Origin of the sequence: Lacinutrix sp. Hel_I_90 (assembly GCF_000934685.1) — a bacterium.
Lineage (GTDB): Bacteria > Bacteroidota > Bacteroidia > Flavobacteriales > Flavobacteriaceae > Lacinutrix.
Genome location: NZ_JYNQ01000001.1, coordinates 2,881,792 through 2,901,324 on the forward strand (window position 1 = coordinate 2,881,792; position 19,533 = coordinate 2,901,324).

Sequence of the window (19,533 nt, forward strand, 5' to 3'; positions counted from 1 at the left end):
ATTATTTGGGTTTTAGTTGGTATTGATGAAGCATTTCATCGGTGTAAATATACAGGATTTGGTTGGTTACTAAAAACTGATTTATTAACAAATTAGGGAGGTCTATTTTTTGAATCTTTTTAGATTTTTCAGGAATGAGATAAAGTGTGTTTTCTTTTTTTAATATAATATTTTCGTCACTTTCTTTAATAGACGAAAACCCTATATTTTCAATTTTAGAAATCAAGCTTCCAGTATAGTTGTATTGATAGATAAAATCTTTGGTTAGTAACCAGCAAGAATTGTAATTGCTTGTTAGGTCTATAACCTCGCTTGAAATAGGTAAGCTTTTGGCGCGAATGTTATTAGCTTTATAATCATATAATTCCAGTTGTTGTAAATTCTGATTAAAAATCCAAATAGTATTATCACTTCCTGTAGCCACATGCGTCACATTTTTATACGCTTGAAGCGTGTTGAAATCTATCTTAAAAATTTCAGCTAAACGATTGTCAAGAATAATTACGGTATTAAAAGCCTTGTAAAACAGGTTGATTTTTAAAGGATTAAAAGTATTGGCTGAAGTGATATTTCCTAACTGTAGATTGCTGTATTTAAGATTAACGGCTTCTCGTTGTTTAATTAAGGTGTTGTTTTTAATAAAAAACAGCGTTTTAAAACTGTCTATGCCTATTATTGAATCTGCTTTTACTTCAATTTTTGAAAGCAGTTTTGCTTCAATAGTCTCCTGAGCAGATATTGAGCAAATGATAAAGTAAAAAAGGCAAAAAAAGTATTTCATATGAAGTGGAAAAGTACAAAAATCAATCCATTTTTACAGACCTAATTTTAATTCAATGCCATAAAGAGTGTTAATATTGGAGCATCATTTTTTTGTGAAAAAATTAACACTTGAAAGTTAAACGTTTTAGGTCTTTGTGAGTCTAACAGTAATATTAAACTGTATTTTTATTAAAACTAAAACCATCACATAATGAAGCTATTTTCAATTAATGCCATTTTTACTTGTATTTCACTATTCGCAACTTCACTTACTTTTGCACAAGATGATTTTCAAGGCGTCGCCACATACATGTCGAAAACGACTGTAGATATGGATAATTGGGGAGGACGAGAGATGAGTCCAGAGCGTAAAAAGATGATTATGGATAGAATGAAGAACATGTTCGAGAAAACATACATTCTTACCTTTAATAGAACAGAATCTACCTATAAGGAAGATGAGAAACTGGAAGCGCCAGGTGCTGGTGGCGGTATGATGGGCGGTATGATGAGTAGCTTTACAGCTGGTGAGCAATACAAGAACATTAAGGAGGGTAAGCTTATTCAAGATCAGGAATTCTTCGGAAAGCAATTTTTAATCAAAGATGACTTAGAAAAGTTGGAGTGGAAGATGACAGGAGAGACCAGGCAAATTGGTCAGTACACAGCAATGAAAGCGACTGCAATGAAAAAAGTAGATGAATTTGACTGGACAAACATGCGAAGAAAACGTGGCGAAAATGATGAGGATAAGAAAAAAGAAGAAGAAAAGAAAGATAGAAGCGTAGATGCTTTTGAAAAAACAGAAGAGAAAGCTGAAGAAGCAAAAGATTCTTCAGTAGTCGCATCAAATAAAGAGCAGGCTAATGATCCAATGGCGAATATTGAAATCCCGAAGGAAGTAGAAGTTGTTGCTTGGTACACGATGCAAATTCCAGTAAACAACGGGCCTGGAGAATTCTGGGGATTACCAGGATTGATTTTAGAAGTGAGTTCTGGTAGAACAACATTACTCTGTTCAAAGATCGTAATGAATCCTGCGGAGAAAAATGATATTAAAATGCCAACTAAAGGCAAGGAAGTGACTAAAAAAGAATATAACGACATTGTTAAAAATAAAATGGAAGAAATGCGAGAAATGTACGGTGGAAGAGGTCGTGGTCGCGATGGGAGAAGGTAATAAATAGTTCCCGTATAAAAATCCAACTAAAAACCACATGAAGCACATTTTTACACTGTTACTTTTAGTAGTAACAACTACGGCTACTGCCCAAATTAAATTTGAAGGCGTAGTAAAAGATAGTATAGGCAATCCTTTAGAGTTTGCTAATGTTGTCGCTATTAACCAAGAATCGAAAATTTTAGAATCCTATGCCGTAACAAATGATGCTGGTCGTTATAAGTTAAATATAGGTAAGAACACGACTTATAAAATTTCAGTAAGTTATATTGGTTTTAAAACAGCCGAAGAAACAATTGAGGTTAAGGAAGCGGACTTAAGTAAAGACTTTGTGCTTACGTTAGACAATGCATTAGATGAAGTTGAGTTGTCGTATGAAATGCCTGTAACCATAAAAGGTGATACTATTGTTTATAATGCAGACTCGTTTAAAACTGGTACCGAGCGCAAGTTGGGAGATGTTCTTAGAAATTTGCCAGGGGTTCAAATTAATACCGATGGCCAAATAGAGGTAGAAGGCAAGGTGGTTACAAAGGTGATGGTGGAAGGGAAGGATTTTTTCGATGGCGATTCTAAAATTGCAACTGAGAATATTCCAGCTGATGCAGTAGATAAAGTTCAGGTATTAAAAAATCACAGTGAAGTTGGACAACTAGGAGGTGTTACTAATAATCAAGATAATATAGCGATTAATATTAAGCTCAAAGAAGGGAAGAAGAATTTTTGGTTTGGAACGGTGACTGCTGGTGGCGGACAATCAACAAGTCAAAATTTGTATTTAGTACAGCCTAAGCTCTTTTATTATAGCCCTAAGTATAGCATCAATACCATCGGAGATTTAAATAACATTGGCGAAGTTGCTTTTTCGCGCCGTGACTATTTTAATTTTTCAGGTGGTTTTAATAACCCGAGTCAGCAAAGCGGTACCAATATTAATTTAGGTAGTAATGGATTAAATTTTGCAAACTTAACGAATGACAGAGCAAAAGATATAAATTCAAAATTTGGTGCAGCTAATTTTAGTTATGCACCTAATAAAGCACTAGATTTTGGCGGTTTTGCTATTTTTTCAAACTCAAGAATAGAATTGCAAGAGAACAGAAGTGTTGAATATACAGATCCGGATTTTAATATTCCAGATGAAATAACCCTTGATAATACAAAGCAATCTAGTGATTTAGGGATGCTTAAACTAACGGCTAAGTATAAACCAAATGGTGACAATCAATTAGATTATGAAGTCCTGGGAAGGGTGTCTAAAGAAAGTCAACGCAACAGTACCTTTTCTAGTGTTTTAGGAGGTGTTTTACAAAATGAAGAGACCAATCCGTATAGTGTTTATCAGGATGTTAATTATTATTATACGGCAGACGAAAACAATATTTTTGCTTTTCAGGCACAGCATAAATTGCAAGATGAAGATCCGTTTTACAATGCATTATTAGGAAATGATCCATCCAATAATGATGATATTCCAGAAAACACGAGAGATCCTTATGATAACACAGCAGCTGGTTTAGGCTTAAATGGAGCGCAGTTAGGCTATAACGTTAATCAGGAAAAACGCGTGCAATCTAATCAGTTAGATACCAAACTCGATTACTGGAATGTATTAAACGCAAAAAGTAATATTAATTTCACCTTAGGGACTATTTTAAGTAGTCAGGATTTTGACTCAGAAATATTTCAGTTTTTAGATAATGGTGCACGTTTTAATCCAACACCATTAGTAAACGATGGCTTAGATACGAATAATACAGCTTATCATTTTAGCGATGTGTATTTAGGAATGCATTATCGATTTAAAACGGGTATTTTTACCATAACACCCGGTGTTTCAGCCCATGCTTATAGTTCTAAAAACACACAATTTGGGACCGAGTTTAAAGATAATTTCTTCAGACTATTACCAGATTTTAATATGATCATGCAGTTGAAAAAGAGTGAAACATTACGATTTAATTATCGCATGCAAACGCAATTTACAGACGTTACTAATTTGGCGAAAGGCTTGGTTTTAGATAGTTATAATAGATTTTCATCTGGTAACCCTGAGTTGGAAAGCGCAATAGCCCATAATTTAAATTTAACGTATTTCAGCTTTAATATGTTCAATTATACTAACGTTGTAGGTAATGTCTCTTATACTAAAAACATAGACCGGATAAGAAGTGCTTCTCAATTTGAGCCTGGAAGTGTCATTAATTTTAGTTCGCCCTTCAATTCCAATTTTGCTGATGAAAGTGTCACCGCTTTTGGTCGGTTTGAACGTGCTTTCGGAAAGTTGAGAGCTTCAGCAAGAGGAACATTTAATTATTCAAAATTTAATCAAATAATAAATGAAAGAGTCTCAATTAATAATAATTATACGCAAAATTATCAAATAGGTTTGCGGTCTAATTTTAAAACAGCACCTAATTTTGATGTGAAATATGATTATAGCATTAACGATAACCAACAGGGTGGTAACAGTTCTAAGTTCTATACGCATGCACCATCCATAGAAATGGATGCTTTATTATTAAAAGTGTTTACTTTTAGAACCGACTACTCGTTTAATGATTACCGAAACGAAGAAGCCTCTATTAATACTTATGAATTTTGGAATGCGTCTTTAGCGTACAGAAAAAATGAAGATAGTAAGTTCGAATATCAACTAAAAGCAACCAATTTGCTAAACGCACAATCACAGAATAATACTAATGTTGGTAATTTTTCAGTGAGTGCAACAGAGTATTTTATTCAGCCGCGCTTTTTAACGTTTAGAGTGATTTATAGTTTGTAATTAGAGTGCTACCTAAAGGTCGGGCTCTCGGTAGTCGATATAACAAATAAGTTTCGACATGACCTTCATCTCTAACGCAGATAAAAACGTTCTTTAAAAAGAGCGTTTTTTTATTTTTATAGATGTAGGTTATTTTTTCAAAATTTTTGATGTTTGAAAAGGAGTAAATAATAGCACATAGTGTTTATCGTATTTTTACAAATTGACAGGTCTTCATGTAAAAAATATCTATACGAGTACTTATTATTGCTATTTAGTGCATAGTCACAAAGTGTTTTATTTATCTATATTATGTGTTGAATCACTTGATTATACCAAGGTTTTGTTCTTTTTAATATGTCGAAATTCATGAATTTCGACATATTTCATTTGTTTTTTATTATAGACTTCATTTATGTTTGCTGTGAATTTAAAGGCTATAATGTTTAAACTTTTTATATATAACAAGGGTAACATTTGTAGAAGATGAATAACAAGTGACCATAACTATTATTTAAACGAGTAATCAAGTCGTTTGACTGAAATGTTTTGAAGATTATTAATGAATAATCGATGTTTGCGCTTTTTTTGGAATAAATATGAATTGCTCATTAAAAATTAGGGTGTATTCATTTTAAATTTATAGAGAAGGAAAGGAAATCATGTTTTTGGAATCAAAAAAATAAGAAAGCAACGTGTTATAATCGTTACGAGAATAAATATATAAATTTAAAAGAACTAACTAATTAATCTATTCCTCTATGAAATTAAATTTTTCAACCAGAAATTTAATATACTTTACCTGTATATTATGTACAACAATCGCTTCATCTCAAAATTTATTGAACGACGCTACTTGGACTGTCGGATCTGGTTCTGCTCCAGGTTTTGCTCAAAATGGTCCTACTATAGAAAATAGTAGAGAGTTAGGTTATAATCACATTGGAGAGCAGGTTGTACTTTGGAAAGCCTCCCCAACCTCGGATGGGGCTGCTAGTGGCGGATGGAATACGTCTTATATAAACATAGACCATACTAAAACCTATAGATTTTCAGTGTGGCTCAAGAAAACGAATTCAAATGACGGGCACTCATACTTAGGCTGTAGAACTTCTAACAACAGTATTTTAAGATTGGACAATACAATAGACGGCAATCCTTATTTTTGGGTTGGCGACTTACCAAAACTAGACAGGTGGTATTTAATTGTTGGTTATATACATGGGAGTAATTATAGTTCTACGGTTAATCTAGGTAGAATTTATGATGGCGTCACTGGAGAAGATACGAATATAGTCGTTAAAGATTTTAAATTTAAAAATACGGCTACCAATGTGTACCACCGTTCTTATTTATACTATGATTCAAATGTTTATGATAGACAATATTTTTGTGAGCCAAGAATTGATGGTGGTACATTTAATACTAGTACTATTATTCCAAATATTAATCAATTGCGAAGCATCAATCAAAACTCTAGAATAAAATTTGAATATGACACTGCTGGAAATCAAAAAACAAGATATTACTGTCCAAATGGGGATTGTTTTATAAGTAAAATGGCTGAGCCAGATAAAGAAGAATTCGCAAAAGAAATTAGACAGGTAGAAGACGCAATGGAGGATAATAATGCAATAGCTAAAATTGTTTTACACCCAAATCCAACAAAAGGATTAGTAACCATTAACATAGAATCAAAATTATTATCTAAAGTAGAATTTATCAAAATATATAACGCAAACTCATCGCTTATACAAGAAGTGAAATTTAAAGATTCAAAAGGCGAATTACAGATTGATTTGTCTGGAAAGCCCACAGGTTTATATTTTGTTCACATTCATTTTAATGATGGCAGTGAAAGTGTAACCAAAAAAATAATTAAAGAGTAAACCTGTTCGTTTTTAAAATAAAATTTGAATCAAATGAAAAAAATTATATCACTTTTTGCAATAGTATTTTCAGTAATTATTGGCTTTGCTCAAGATAAAGCAAAATCTAAAATGAACTCAGACAGAGATAGTTTCACGTATAAAAAAATAGATATTTTAGAAAGAAAACAGGAGAGTTTTACGCTTTCAGGAATTTCTAACAATAAAGAAACAAAAGGGAATCAAGAAATTGTAGCCAGTAAGAACTCAGATTCTGGCATTGGGGAAACTTTAGGAGAATTATCGGTTTCATCTACAGGAGCGGCAGTATATAATCTACCTATTGCAGTTCCCGCTGGAATTAAAGGAGTAGTGCCAGATGTTTCCTTAACTTATAATAGTCAAAGAGGTAATGGAATAGTAGGATATGGTTGGAGTATTAATGGCGTCTCATCCATTGGAAGAATACCTTCAACTACTTTTCATGATGGTGAAGTAGATGAAGTAGATTTTGATAATTTAGATCGTTTTGCCTTAGATGGAAATCGTCTTGTATTAAAAAGTGGCACCTATGGCGCCAACGGAGCAGTTTATGAAACCGAAACATATTCAAATTTAAAGATAACCTCATACGGAGTATCTTCATTGGGATCTGAATACGGGCCTTCATACTTTGTTGTTAATTATCCTAATGGGTCTATTGGGTATTATGGAGCTACAAGTAATTCAAGTTCTCCAACTAAATATGCATTGACTTATTGGCAAGATCCTCAAGGGATTAGGATTAACTATGAATATGGTGGTACTAACACCTTGTATTTAAGAAAAATCAACTATGGAGGTCTATTAAACGGATCTAGTAATAATGAGATTGAGTTTCGTTATGAACCCAGCGGTAGACCAGAGGAGGCTTACATTAAAGATAAAGTTTTTCGCTCCGCAGGTAGAATAAATACTATATTAGTAAAAAGTAATAATATTCTTTATAGGAGGTATGAGATCTCATATAATTTTAGCAAGCTTAGTTATTCAAGAGTAGCAAATATTAAAGAATTTAGTGGAGATGGAACTCTAAGTCACAGCCCTGTTTATTTTAATTACTCAAATACAGCAGAAACTGTTACGGCTGATGATATAACAACAAATTTAGGGCTAATAAACATTAATCAGGGAAATTCGACAGTCACCTCATTAGATCTTACAGGTAATGGGAGAATGGATTTTTTCGTAACGCCGAATAGTAAAAATAAGTTTTGGCTATTTAAAGATTTAGATCCTTCAACAAATAATGTACCTTATGAAATAAATACAGGAGCATTTGAAGAGATCTTTCCTGTAAACTGGATTAATTCAAATAATAAATATTATGGTGGTCAAGGTCTAGCTGTAGTACAAGAAACAGATATCGATAATGTTAAATTTAAGGTGTATGCTAATGGTACAGTGCAGCCCATATATCTCCAATATACAAAAACATGGAATGCACCAACATATAATTACGCTATTTCGCCTACAAAGACAGTTCGGAAGAAAATTCCGAAAAAATATATTTCTGGCGATTTTAACGGAGATGGCTTAACAGATGTTATTGCTATTGGTAAACCATATCAAAATAGATATTGTTATTCATATGAATGCAAGAATACTGGTGATGTGAGTAATAAAATACCTGATCTGGATCCAGATGATGATCCAGATGGAGGTACGTGTTACAGTTGTTCCAATGATTATACTGTAAACTTTAATGGTGTCTATTTTATTGATCTTAAACAAGATGTCAATTCAGGAGGCTCTGGTGCCGCTGGCTTTATGCAACAAGTCGTAAAAGATACTGATAAGATATATACAGGAGATTTCAATGGAGATGGAAAAACAGATATCATGCATGTAACAGATGGTAAGCTTTTTGTATCTAGTTTAAATGACAGTGGCTATTTAACTTTATTATGGCAAATCACAAATGATGCCTCAATCCAGCCAGGACAAAATCTTTTATTAGGAGATTTTAATGGTGATGGCAAAACAGATTTTATGGATCCTGTAGGAAATGGGAGTAATAAGTTTAATACTTATATGTCTAATGGAGTTGGTTTTCATAAACAGTCCCAAAATAATACTTTTCCATTTGTTTACAGAGAGTTAACTACAAGCAATGTCTCAAATTTTCCAACAGGTTTCAGTACTACATTTAATGGTTATAATCTAGTTGCTGCCGATATTAATGGCGATGGTAGAACAGATATTATTGATTATAGTACTATTACATCTACCAAAAACTCAAATGGTAGCCAAACGGTAAAAGTATATAAAAATAAGGGTATGCATTCCGTATCAAGTGTTAGGAGCCCGTATTTTGAATTTGGTGGTTCTGCAACGAGATCGGGAAACCTTGAAAACTACCCTATACCAGTATTTTTAAATTCAGATCAGCCAACTAAAAGTTTAGAATTTGCATCCATAAGTAATAAATGGGTTACTAAATTCGCTTTTAATATGGATCATAGACAAGATGTGTTATTAGAATCTGTAGTCAATAATGCAGTTACCTATAGAATAGACTATAATACTCTAGATCCGTCGCAATATAATAATACAGGTGCCAATTATAATCCAATTTACACGTCTAATTATAATGAAGACTATCCAAATATTAACGTTCAAGTCGATTCTGATACTAATGTCGTCACACTGATAAAACGAGTCTGTTCTAATACAGAAACCTTAAAGAAAGTATATTTTTATCAAGGTGCGGTGTATAATGTTCAAGGTTTAGGCTTTTTAGGTTTTCAAGGGATGGCAGAAAGTAATTGGTATACAAATACTAGTGATATCATTTATACTGTTTCAAAATATGACCCAATGTTAAGAGGAGCTAAAATTGTAGAGTATTCAACAAATTACAATTTTTCATTTAATGAGCCTACATCTAATTACATTATTAAAACCAATTATAATAATGCCTTCTCTTTATCTGCAACTAAAGTATTCAAATTATGGGAGACATCAATTTTAACGCAGAATGCTCTAGCGGGAACAAATACGAATACTACTTTTCAATATGATAGTTATAATAATCCAACGAAAATAACAAAGAATTATCTAGGAGCTGGAACTAGTGTAGTAGATATTACTTATGAAAATAATCTAGGAACAGACTATTACGTTGGCAGGACTATTAATGAGATCGAAACTAAAACAATAAGCGGGGAAACATTTAGTATAGAGAGGCAATACATATATTCAGGTTATCTATTAACGGAACAGAAGACCAGAGGTAATGGGACACCTTTTGACAGAGAAACTTTTGAATATGATGTATTTGGTAACGTTACTAAAAAAAGAACAATACCTAATAATACGACACCGCGAGAGATTAATCTTGAATATGATCCTTCTGGTCGTTTTCTTTCTAAGATGATAAATGTTGAAGGATTAGAAATAAATTACGAATACAATGTTAATACTGGAAACTTAACGAAAGAGACGAATCCATTTGGACAGGAAACCAGTTATGAATACGATTCTTGGTTTAGACCCATAAAATTAATAGACTATTTAGGTAATGAACTAACAAACAATTTCGTAGAGACCAATTATTCTTATACCGTCACAGATGTTTCCGATGATGGCAGCAGCACTATAAAAATATTTGATCCTTTAGGAAGATTAGCAACCATTAAGGAAAAAAATATACTTGGTCAGTGGGTAAGCGTTAGTTATTTATATGACAAATTCGATCGTATATGGAAAGAAAGTGAACCATATACTGGGGCATCTGCGTCTCAATGGAATGAAACAAAATACGATTTTTATGGTAGGCCAATTACGAAAACACTGTATACCGGTAGAGTTATCAATTATTCGTATAATGGATTGTCAATGTCGGTTAACGATGGCACAAAAGTCGTAACGACTAATTTGGATGCCATGGGTAATAAGGTTTCTGTTACAGATCCAGGTGGAACAATAAACTACACCTATTATGGTAATGGAAATTTAAAAACTTCAAACTATAATGGAGTTGTCGTATCTGTAGAACAAGATGGTTGGGGCCGAAAAAAGAAGTTAACAGACCCTTCGGCAGGTGTTTTTGAATATTCTTATAATGGTTTTGGAGAGATAATAAATGAAACCACTCCCAAAGGTGAAACAGACTATGTATACTCTCCTGTAGGAAAACTATTAGAGAAAAATGTGTCTGGAGATCAAACAAATATGGCTATTCAATATGCCTACGATTCAACGAGTAAGTTTCTTAACTCAGTTACTTTAAGTAATGCCGATGGAAACAATAGCACGTATAACTATACCTATGATAATTACTATAGAGTAACCAATATAGCAGAAAACAATACTTATGCTGAGTTTACCAAAGCGTTTACTTATGATAGTTTTGGGAGAATAGATACTGAAGAATACTACGCTAGATTATTAGCAAATAATACTAGTAGCATAAAGAAAATTCGAAATGTTTATCAATACGGTGAAATTAAAGCAATAAAAGATTTTGTGACCAATGAGACAATATGGAACATAGATGCTGTTAATGCAAGAGGGCAGTTAACCTCTGCAACTATGGGGAATAATATTAAAGAACAAAACACTTACAATTCGTATGGTTATTTAACAGAGACCAAGGTTAACAAGAATGCGCTTACTGCTCCAGAAGAAATAATGAAGCTCAATTTTAATTTCGATACTCAAAAAGGGTTGTTAAATAGCAGGACCAATACTTTGTTTTCCTGGTCTGAAACTTTTGGGTACGATAATTTAGATAGATTAGTAACGTTTAATGATAATAACGGAAATAATGGGCACACCTACGATTCTCGTGGTAGAATTGTTTCAAATAATACAATAGGCGATTATAATTATACAGGCAATTCATACCAGTTAGGAAATGTTGATTTAAACAACCAAGGTGATTTATACTATCAACAAAACAGGATGCAGGTAGTTAAATACAATGCCTTTAAAAAACCCACTGAAATCAGCGAGATTGGAAAGGAGAAAGTAGGGTTTCAATACAATGCGTTTATGGGACGCTCCCATATGTTTTATGGCGATAACCAAGACGATGTTTTACAACGTAGAAACCGTAAACATTACTCTTACGAAGGCAGTATGGAGATTAATTTTGACACGGTTACAGATAAAACAATTTTTGTCACTTATATTGGTGGTGACGCCTATACCGCACCTGCTATATGGAGATCAGAAATACAAGGTTCATCACCTACTAATGATTTCTATTTTTTGCACCGTGACTACTTAGGGAGTATTTTAATGATATCTGATAAAGATGGAAATGTAGAAGAAAAACGCCATTTCGATGCCTGGGGAAATATAGTTAGAGTAGCAGATGGTAATAATAATACTCTAGAAAAATTAGAGTTTATAGATCGCGGTTACACAGGTCATGAACATTTGCAAGGTGTTAGTTTAATTCACATGAACGGGCGTTTATACGACCCTAAATTAAGACGTTTTTTAGCACCAGATAATTATATTCAAGATGTCACTAATACTCAAAACTTCAATAGGTATGGTTATGTTTTAAATAATCCACTATCTAATACGGACCCTACGGGTGAGGTTATTGAGCCGTTTTCATTTTTAGTTATTGTGGCCATAATTGCTGTCACGGCTTCTGCGACTGTCGGTACCTATGCATTAATTAAGAATTTAAACGATCAATCCAGTGGTTCAGGATCTAGCCCTTCTAACCCTATTTCATCTGCAAGTCAGAACAATTCTCAGGAAATCACCTCCGGGGTCACGCCATATGGTTTAGATTATAAACTAGATAAGCCTATTGGCGTATATCAGGCAATGTCTTTGCAAGCTGAAAATCAACCTATAAATGCAGCTACAGCTCAAGCGGCAGCAATTACTAGCGCTATTTTTAATAACTTATCAAACGGCAATGCTGTAGATGGCGGTGGTGATGAAGGCATTACAGCAGGAGATGTAGTAGATACGGTTACAGATTTTATACCCATAGTTGGCAGTGCAAAAGATATTTACCAAGGCGTTAGAGATGGAAATTGGTGGCAACTTGCCGCTGGTGTTGGTGGGTTAGCGCTTGATGTTGCCACTTTAGGAACTGCTTCTTTGGTGAAAGGAGCTATAAAAACAGGAATCAAGCAAGGTGCTAAGGCAATCGCAAAAGGAGCGCTTAAGAAAAGTGCATGTTTTGTTGAAGGTACACTCGTGAAAACTGTTGAAGGAGATAAAGCTATTGAAAACATAAAGGTAGGCGATAAAGTTTGGGCATATAATGAAAGCACAAAAAAGAATGAGCTACGAAAAGTTGTTCGTACTTTTATAAGAGAGAAAGAAACCATTTATGTATTGAAAATTGGTAATACAATTGTGGAAACTACAGATGAACATCCATTTTATATAAATAATAAATGGCTAGCTGCTAAAAACTTAAAACAAGGTGATATAGTAACTTTAATAAGTGGTAAGAAATCACCGATAAACGAGATTAGAATAGTTCAAAAAAACGTTAAAGTATACAACTTCGAAGTAGAAGGGTTGCATAATTATTATGTAAGTAATTTAGGAGTCTTAGTACATAATACTTGTAATCTCATAAAAGGGCAATTGAATAGAAAGGCATCGAGTATGTTAATAACAAAGCCTAATACAAAAACATGGAATACAATTGTTGATCAGGTTAAAAATGTAGATTTTATGAAAAAAGGACAGAGATTTCAAACTAGAGTTGGTTCTAAGGCAGATGCAGATCGTTTGTTAAAAGATATGATGGGTAATATGAATAGGTACAAAAATCATGCAAGGTATAATAATAAATATAAAAAAGGTTTCGAAGTACATCAGCAAGGTTTAGAAGGTGGATATCATGATTTATTCCATATTAAATGGTATAATGGTAACACAACTGGACATATATTTTATTAAAAGAATCAATATGGTATTATTAGGAGAAAAAATTGATGACAATGAAGTTATCAATAAGATTTTAAATATTTCAGAGAAATTTATTTATGAATTGTTTAAAAATATTGGCAGTGCTGTTAGTTTAGATTTTGATTATTCTAAAAGCCTTCCAGAAATTGAGTACTATTTAATCTATAATAGATACATAACTATTGGAAAAAATAAAATTGATAAAAGATTAGTAAGAAGGATTTCTAAAGAAATAATCGTTTCGGAATTAGATGAGAATTGGTTTCCTGGGTTAGAGCCTAATTTTATTTTAATACCTACAGATTTAAATCTAAGTTTTGGGGTTTATATTCAAGACTCAATTTATTTGTTGAAATACTAAATAATATTTTTGCTGTAATGATATTTTATAAACAAAATGAAGTGTCCAGTTTATTCACTTAATATTTGTTAGGAAATCAAATTTCTAGAATGGAAATTAAAAAAGGTATGTGTTTTATAAAATGGGTAAAGAATAAATGATATAAAAACCTGAAAATTTAATGTTTTCATAATAAATTAAATAAAAAAATAAATATGAAAAAAATAGTATTACTTTTCTTAATATTAAGTCTTGCTTGTTGTTCTTCTGATGATTCAGATACCAATAATTCAGAAGTGTCAACTTTACAAGTCTCAGTGACTCAAGATGCAACAACAGTTGGTATAGACGAAATAGTTACTTTAACGGCTACAGCTAATGAAATTATTAATGAGATAAGCTTTTCTAAAGATGGAGGCCTTACTTTTCCCAGTAGCTACGGCTCAGATTTTGGTACTACAGCAAATTTATATTTGGATTTTGAGAGCGTAGGTACTAAAACAGTAGTTTTTAGAGTTAAAAATGCGGTTGGAGATACTGTAGACACCATAGTAACTATAGATGTAGAAAGAGGCAATGCCGTGCAAGTACAAAGCTTACAACTTAATTCCTTTTTTAATATGGGTGGTACCTGGGATGATGAATTTGGTAGCACAAACCCACAACGTTTAGCAGATGTTGTTTTTGCCTTGTTAAAACGGAGATTAAATGTGTATACCGGAGAAAGAAGTAATATATATTCTGTATGGTATAGATCAGAAATTAGAGCTAATGAAACTAATTTAACCTGGGATATGCAAAATGAAAACTTACTCATTAATTTAAACCAGTTAATGCCATTTATTGGATTTGGAGATGACGATGGAAATAATATTGGTCAGGATTTAATGCTGGGCCCACCATTTGAGCGTGTGGTTCCAATCTTAGATTACATCAATACACAGCCAAACTCAATACTAGTTAATGAAGCAGATATTGATTTGGAATATGAATTATTAGTCAATTGGTAATTAAAATCTATTTTTAGTCCAAAAACAAAGCATGAAACAAGCTTTAATTTTTCTACTGTTTTTAACCTTAAGTGTTGGTTTCGCTCAAAACGAAACCAATATTTGGTATTTTGGTGTAAATGCAGGCTTAGATTTTAATAGTGGTGCTCCAGTACCTTTGTTAGATGGAGAATTAAACACAGACGAAGGCTGTGCTACCATTTCTAATGCTTCAGGCAATTTGCTGTTTTACACAGATGGCGTTACAGTTTGGAATAATACACATGCCGTAATGCTTAATGGTACTGGATTAAACGGGGATTTTTCGAGTACGCATTCTGCATTAATAGTGCCTAAACCAAATGATCCAAACGTTTATTATATTTTCACGGTAGACGCTCAGGCTGGAGCAGATGGTTTGCAATATTCTGAAGTAGATATGACTCTTGATGGTGGTTTAGGAGGTGTAACAAGTAACAAAAATATCTTATTAATCACACCTACCACAGAGAAATTAACAGCCATTAAAAATCCTATAGCAAACGAATATTGGGTAATCAGCCATAAATGGGAGAGTGACGAATTTGTGGCTTATAATGTTTCTGATATAGGTATCAATATGATACCGGTAATTAGTGCTAGTGGGACTTACGTTGATGGTGATGATTTTGCTACTATAGGTCAAATAAAAGTATCTCCAGATGGCACAAAATTGGCTGTTGCCAGAAGAGAAATATCTGAAGTCCAAGTCTTTGATTTTGATGCTACCTCAGGTGTGGTTTCCAATCCTTTAACCGTTTTAAATGTTAATATTACAGATGAATTTGTTTATGGTGTAGAGTTTTCTCCCAACAGTAAGCGGCTTTATGCGTCTATAACTGGAATAGGTGTTTATCAATACGATCTTGAGGCAGGTTCTGTGGGTGCTATTATTGCTTCGCAAATTTTAGTATCACCACAAGCACATCCCTATTCTGCACTCCAATTAGCTTCAGACGGTAAAATATATGTTGCAAAATCCAGTCGTTTTTATATAGATTATATTGACAATCCAAATGCACTGGGAGCGGCGTGTAATTATCAATTTGAAGGCTTGTATTTAAATGGTAAGCAATCTAAAAGAGGTTTACCACCATTCATTCAAAGCTTTTTACAAATAGACGACGTTCAATTCGAAAACGTATGTAATGGAGATACAACGCAGTTTTCACTATCCAATACAGTAGATGCGGCAGTATGGAATTTTGGTAACTCAGCGTCAGGTACAAATAACACAGCTACAGGTTTAAATCCAACACATGTTTTTACAGGAGCTGGAACGTATGACGTCTCTGTAACGGTTACAGTAGGTACACAAACAGCAACATCGACTGCAACCGTAACTATTTACGAGCAACCAACAGCCACACAGCCGCAAGATCTTTTAATATGTGACAACAATAACGATGGCTTGTATACCTTTAATTTAACTAATCAAGACATAGCCATTTTAAACGGGCAATCTAATACAGATTTTGAAGTCTTGTATTATTCAAGTGCAACAGATTACACTAATGAGAACCCAATAACAAATCCATTGGCGTATACAAATACAACGGCTTATGCAAACCAAACCATTATTGTAAGTGTTAGAAATATAAATAATCCAGACTGTGAAGCGTCAACCAGTTTTAATATTCAGGTTTTTGATAGTGCAACGCCAAACCAAAATGTAACTGCTTTAGAATTTTGTGATAATACCAGTTTTGGTACAGATACAGATGGTATCATTTTATTTGATTTAACGCAAAATGAAACAGCAATTTTAAACGGGCAGTCAGCTTCAGCTTTTACAGTAAGTTATTATACAGATGCTGCATTAATGAATCAAATAACTAATCCAAGCAATTATCAAAATACTAATACTTCAGAAACGATTTATATGCAAGTCGTAAACAATAATAACATGTTGTGTGAAGCGCAAACGGCATTCAATATTGAAGTATTTGCATTGCCAGTCGTAAATCCTACTGCTTTATTAAGCCAATGTGATGATGATTTAGACGGCTTTAGTGCTTTTAATTTAAATGAGGTTGTTAATGAAATTACCACCAATGCAGTTAGCGAAACGATTACCTTTCATGAAACGCTAGCAGAAGCAGAAAATAGCATTAATACAATAACAAATACGACTACTTACAGCAATCAGTTAGTAAGTGCTGATGTTGTGTTTGCCAGAATAGAAAACACGAATGGTTGTTTTAGAACAGCGCAAATAAATTTATTCGTCTCTACTACTCAAATTCCATTAACATTTACCAGAGATTTCTACGCGTGTGATGATGGTATAGATGGTTATGATGGCGTTGCAACATTTGATTTTAGTACCGTAAATACAGAAATTCAAGCACTATTTCCTGTCGGGCAACAGCTTATTATCAATTATTATAGAAATCAGGCAGATGCTTTAGCAGAGAATGATCCTATACTGGATATTTCGAACTATAGTAATATAGGCTATCCAAACACACAAGACATTTTTATAAGAGTGGATAGCGCCGTTAATAACGATTGTTTAGGTTTAGGACAACATATTACCTTGCATGTAGAAGCAATGCCATTTGCTACAGGACCAATAATTATCCAGCAATGTGACATAGGAAATGATGGGACAGAGGAAATAGATACCTCTACGATTAATGCAGAATTGCTTCAAGGCCAAACAGACGTTTCAATCGTATTTACAGATGCTAATGGCACAGTGTTGTCTAACCCGCTACCAAACCCATTAGTAACAGGCACACAATCGATAACAGCAACCATGACTAATACAACATCGTTAGATCTGGATGGCGCGTGTTCGGTTTGGACAACTATTGATATTATTGTAGATCCAGGAGTGATTGCTAATGCCGTTCCAGACTTTAATGTATGTGATGACAATAACGATGGGCAATTTGCTTTTGATACTTCTGGTGTCGCATCAACCATTTTAAATGGGCAAACAGGTGCAGAGGTTAGTTATAGAGACGGGAGCGGAACTGTTTTGTCGAGTCCGTTACCAAATCCATTTGTTACCAATACACAAACAATAACGGCTACAGTTATTAACCCATTAAATCCACTATGTTTTGCTGAAACGGCTATTAATTTTATTGTAAACCCTCAGCCTATCGCAAATACAGTTCAAGATGCTATTGTTTGCGACGATGTTTCAAATGATGGAGAACATGTATTTAATCTATCAGATTATAATATTGACGTATTAAACGGTCAATTAAATACCGTATTCAATATTTCATATCATGGGTCACAAATGGATGCAGATTTAAATGCGAGTCCCTTACCAAATGCTTATTTAAGTACAGTTACTTCAGAAACTATTTATGTTAGAATTGAAAATAATAACAATACCACTTGTTTTGATACCACTTCGTTTCAAATAGGTGTAAGCTATTCGCCAACAGCAATGCAACCGGAAAATATAAGCCTATGTGATGATTCGACGAATGATGGGTTTGAAATTTTTGATTTAAGCATTCAAAACACAACCATTTTAAACGGTCAATCAAGTACCGAAAATGTAATTACTTATCATTTGTCTCAAGTAGATGCAGAAGCTAATATAAACGCATTGAATCCGTCGTACACTAATATCTCGAATGCGCAAACCATATATGCAAGAGTAGAGAATATTAATAATTCAAACTGTTTCGCAACAACGTCTTTTGAATTAATTGTAAATGAACAGCCTGTTTTAAATATGTCTGACCAATGGACAATTTGTGCAAATGAATCTGTAGAAATAATAGCAGATGAAGGCTATGATAATTATTTCTGGGCAACAGGAGAAACAACGAGAATTATTACAGTCGAAAATCCAGGAACTTATACTGTTACCGCTTCAAACACTTATGGCGGTTTAATTTGTGAGACTAGCAAAACAGTAAGTGTTATTGAATCTAGTATTGCAATCATAGCAGATATTGAAACTATTGATTGGACACAAAATGATAATGCTATAATTGTGAATGTTGAAGGTGATGGAGATTATGAATATTCTATTGATGGATTTAATTATCAAGACAGTAATCAATTTACTAATCTAAGTATAGATGATTATACGGTTTATGTACGAGATAAAAATGGTTGTGGCATTTCTGAAGAAGAAGTGTATTTGTTATACTATCCTAGTTACTTTACTCCAAATGGTGATGGCGTACACGAGACCTGGCAAATTTTTAATTCAGATAAAGAACCAAATAATGTAACCTACATCTACGACAGATACGGAAAATTACTCACTCAAATAAATCCAGGGGGTAATGGCTGGGATGGGACATTTAATGGAAATCCATTACCAACCTCAGACTATTGGTTTGTAGTTAACAGACAAAATGGTAAGCAGTATCGCGGCCATTTTACTTTGAAACGGTAATTTTATTTAGCATCCCTGCTTTTGAGCAAGCTCACTAAAAAAAGTGGGTATCTGAAAAGTCAAAAATGAGCTATTTTGTCACATTTAGCTCAGTCGAAATGCATTTAAAATCAAATTATTAATGTTTCCGACTACGCCCAAACGAATAGTTTTCAAGATTTATTAGACTAGCTCTTTTCGAGTTAAAGTGGGGAGAGCAGGATTACAGATCCTTGCTGCCACTTCGTGAAAATGAAAAGTCAATCTGCTAACGCAGCTTCTTTTTTTATTCTAA

The 19,533-nt window shown here is 33.4% G+C and carries 8 protein-coding genes; 7 read left to right on the top strand and 1 reads right to left on the bottom strand.

From position 1 onward, the window contains the following. Position 1: 1 nt before the first annotated feature. Positions 2-781, bottom strand: coding sequence for a hypothetical protein (locus GQ46_RS12750; protein WP_044402660.1), 780 nt, complete (start codon positions 779-781; stop codon positions 2-4). Positions 782-973: 192 nt separating this feature from the next. Here GQ46_RS12750 and GQ46_RS12755 point away from each other — a divergent pair, with 192 nt between their 5' ends. The 7 genes from GQ46_RS12755 (at position 974) to GQ46_RS12785 (ending at position 19,259) form a co-directional block, all read left to right on the top strand. Further along, positions 974-1,942: a GLPGLI family protein gene (locus GQ46_RS12755; protein ID WP_044402663.1), complete on the top strand. Its 969-nt coding sequence runs from the start codon at positions 974-976 to the stop codon at positions 1,940-1,942. Positions 1,943-1,979: 37 nt separating this feature from the next. Next, positions 1,980-4,727 (top strand): carboxypeptidase regulatory-like domain-containing protein, encoded by a 2,748-nt coding sequence (locus GQ46_RS12760; protein WP_044402665.1) that lies wholly within the window; start codon positions 1,980-1,982, stop codon positions 4,725-4,727. A gap of 740 nt (positions 4,728-5,467) precedes the next feature. Next, positions 5,468-6,595: a T9SS type A sorting domain-containing protein gene (locus GQ46_RS12765; protein WP_044402669.1), complete on the top strand. Its 1,128-nt coding sequence runs from the start codon at positions 5,468-5,470 to the stop codon at positions 6,593-6,595. A 33-nt stretch (positions 6,596-6,628) separates the two neighbouring features. Beyond that, entirely contained in the window at positions 6,629-13,504 is a 6,876-nt protein-coding gene (locus tag GQ46_RS12770) for a polymorphic toxin-type HINT domain-containing protein (protein WP_044402673.1), read from the top strand. Between the two features lie 10 nt (positions 13,505-13,514). Further along, positions 13,515-13,874, top strand: a complete 360-nt coding sequence (locus GQ46_RS12775; protein WP_156133208.1) for a hypothetical protein — start codon at positions 13,515-13,517, stop codon at positions 13,872-13,874. 194 nt (positions 13,875-14,068) lie between these two features. Continuing rightward, positions 14,069-14,863, top strand: a complete 795-nt coding sequence (locus tag GQ46_RS12780) for a hypothetical protein (protein ID WP_044402678.1) — start codon at positions 14,069-14,071, stop codon at positions 14,861-14,863. A gap of 31 nt (positions 14,864-14,894) precedes the next feature. Beyond that, a complete protein-coding gene (locus GQ46_RS12785; protein WP_044402681.1) occupies positions 14,895-19,259 on the top strand; it encodes a T9SS type B sorting domain-containing protein in 4,365 nt (1,454 codons plus the stop codon). Positions 19,260-19,533 lie beyond the last annotated feature (274 nt).

Coding starts and splice junctions, on each gene's coding strand:
- GQ46_RS12750 (WP_044402660.1), bottom strand. CDS start 781: ATGAAATACTTTTTTTGCCTTTTTTACTTTATCATTTGCTCAATATCT.
- GQ46_RS12755 (WP_044402663.1), top strand. CDS start 974: ATGAAGCTATTTTCAATTAATGCCATTTTTACTTGTATTTCACTATTC.
- GQ46_RS12770 (WP_044402673.1), top strand. CDS start 6,629: ATGAAAAAAATTATATCACTTTTTGCAATAGTATTTTCAGTAATTATT.
- GQ46_RS12785 (WP_044402681.1), top strand. CDS start 14,895: ATGAAACAAGCTTTAATTTTTCTACTGTTTTTAACCTTAAGTGTTGGT.
- GQ46_RS12765 (WP_044402669.1), top strand. CDS start 5,468: ATGAAATTAAATTTTTCAACCAGAAATTTAATATACTTTACCTGTATA.
- GQ46_RS12775 (WP_156133208.1), top strand. CDS start 13,515: ATGGTATTATTAGGAGAAAAAATTGATGACAATGAAGTTATCAATAAG.
- GQ46_RS12780 (WP_044402678.1), top strand. CDS start 14,069: ATGAAAAAAATAGTATTACTTTTCTTAATATTAAGTCTTGCTTGTTGT.
- GQ46_RS12760 (WP_044402665.1), top strand. CDS start 1,980: ATGAAGCACATTTTTACACTGTTACTTTTAGTAGTAACAACTACGGCT.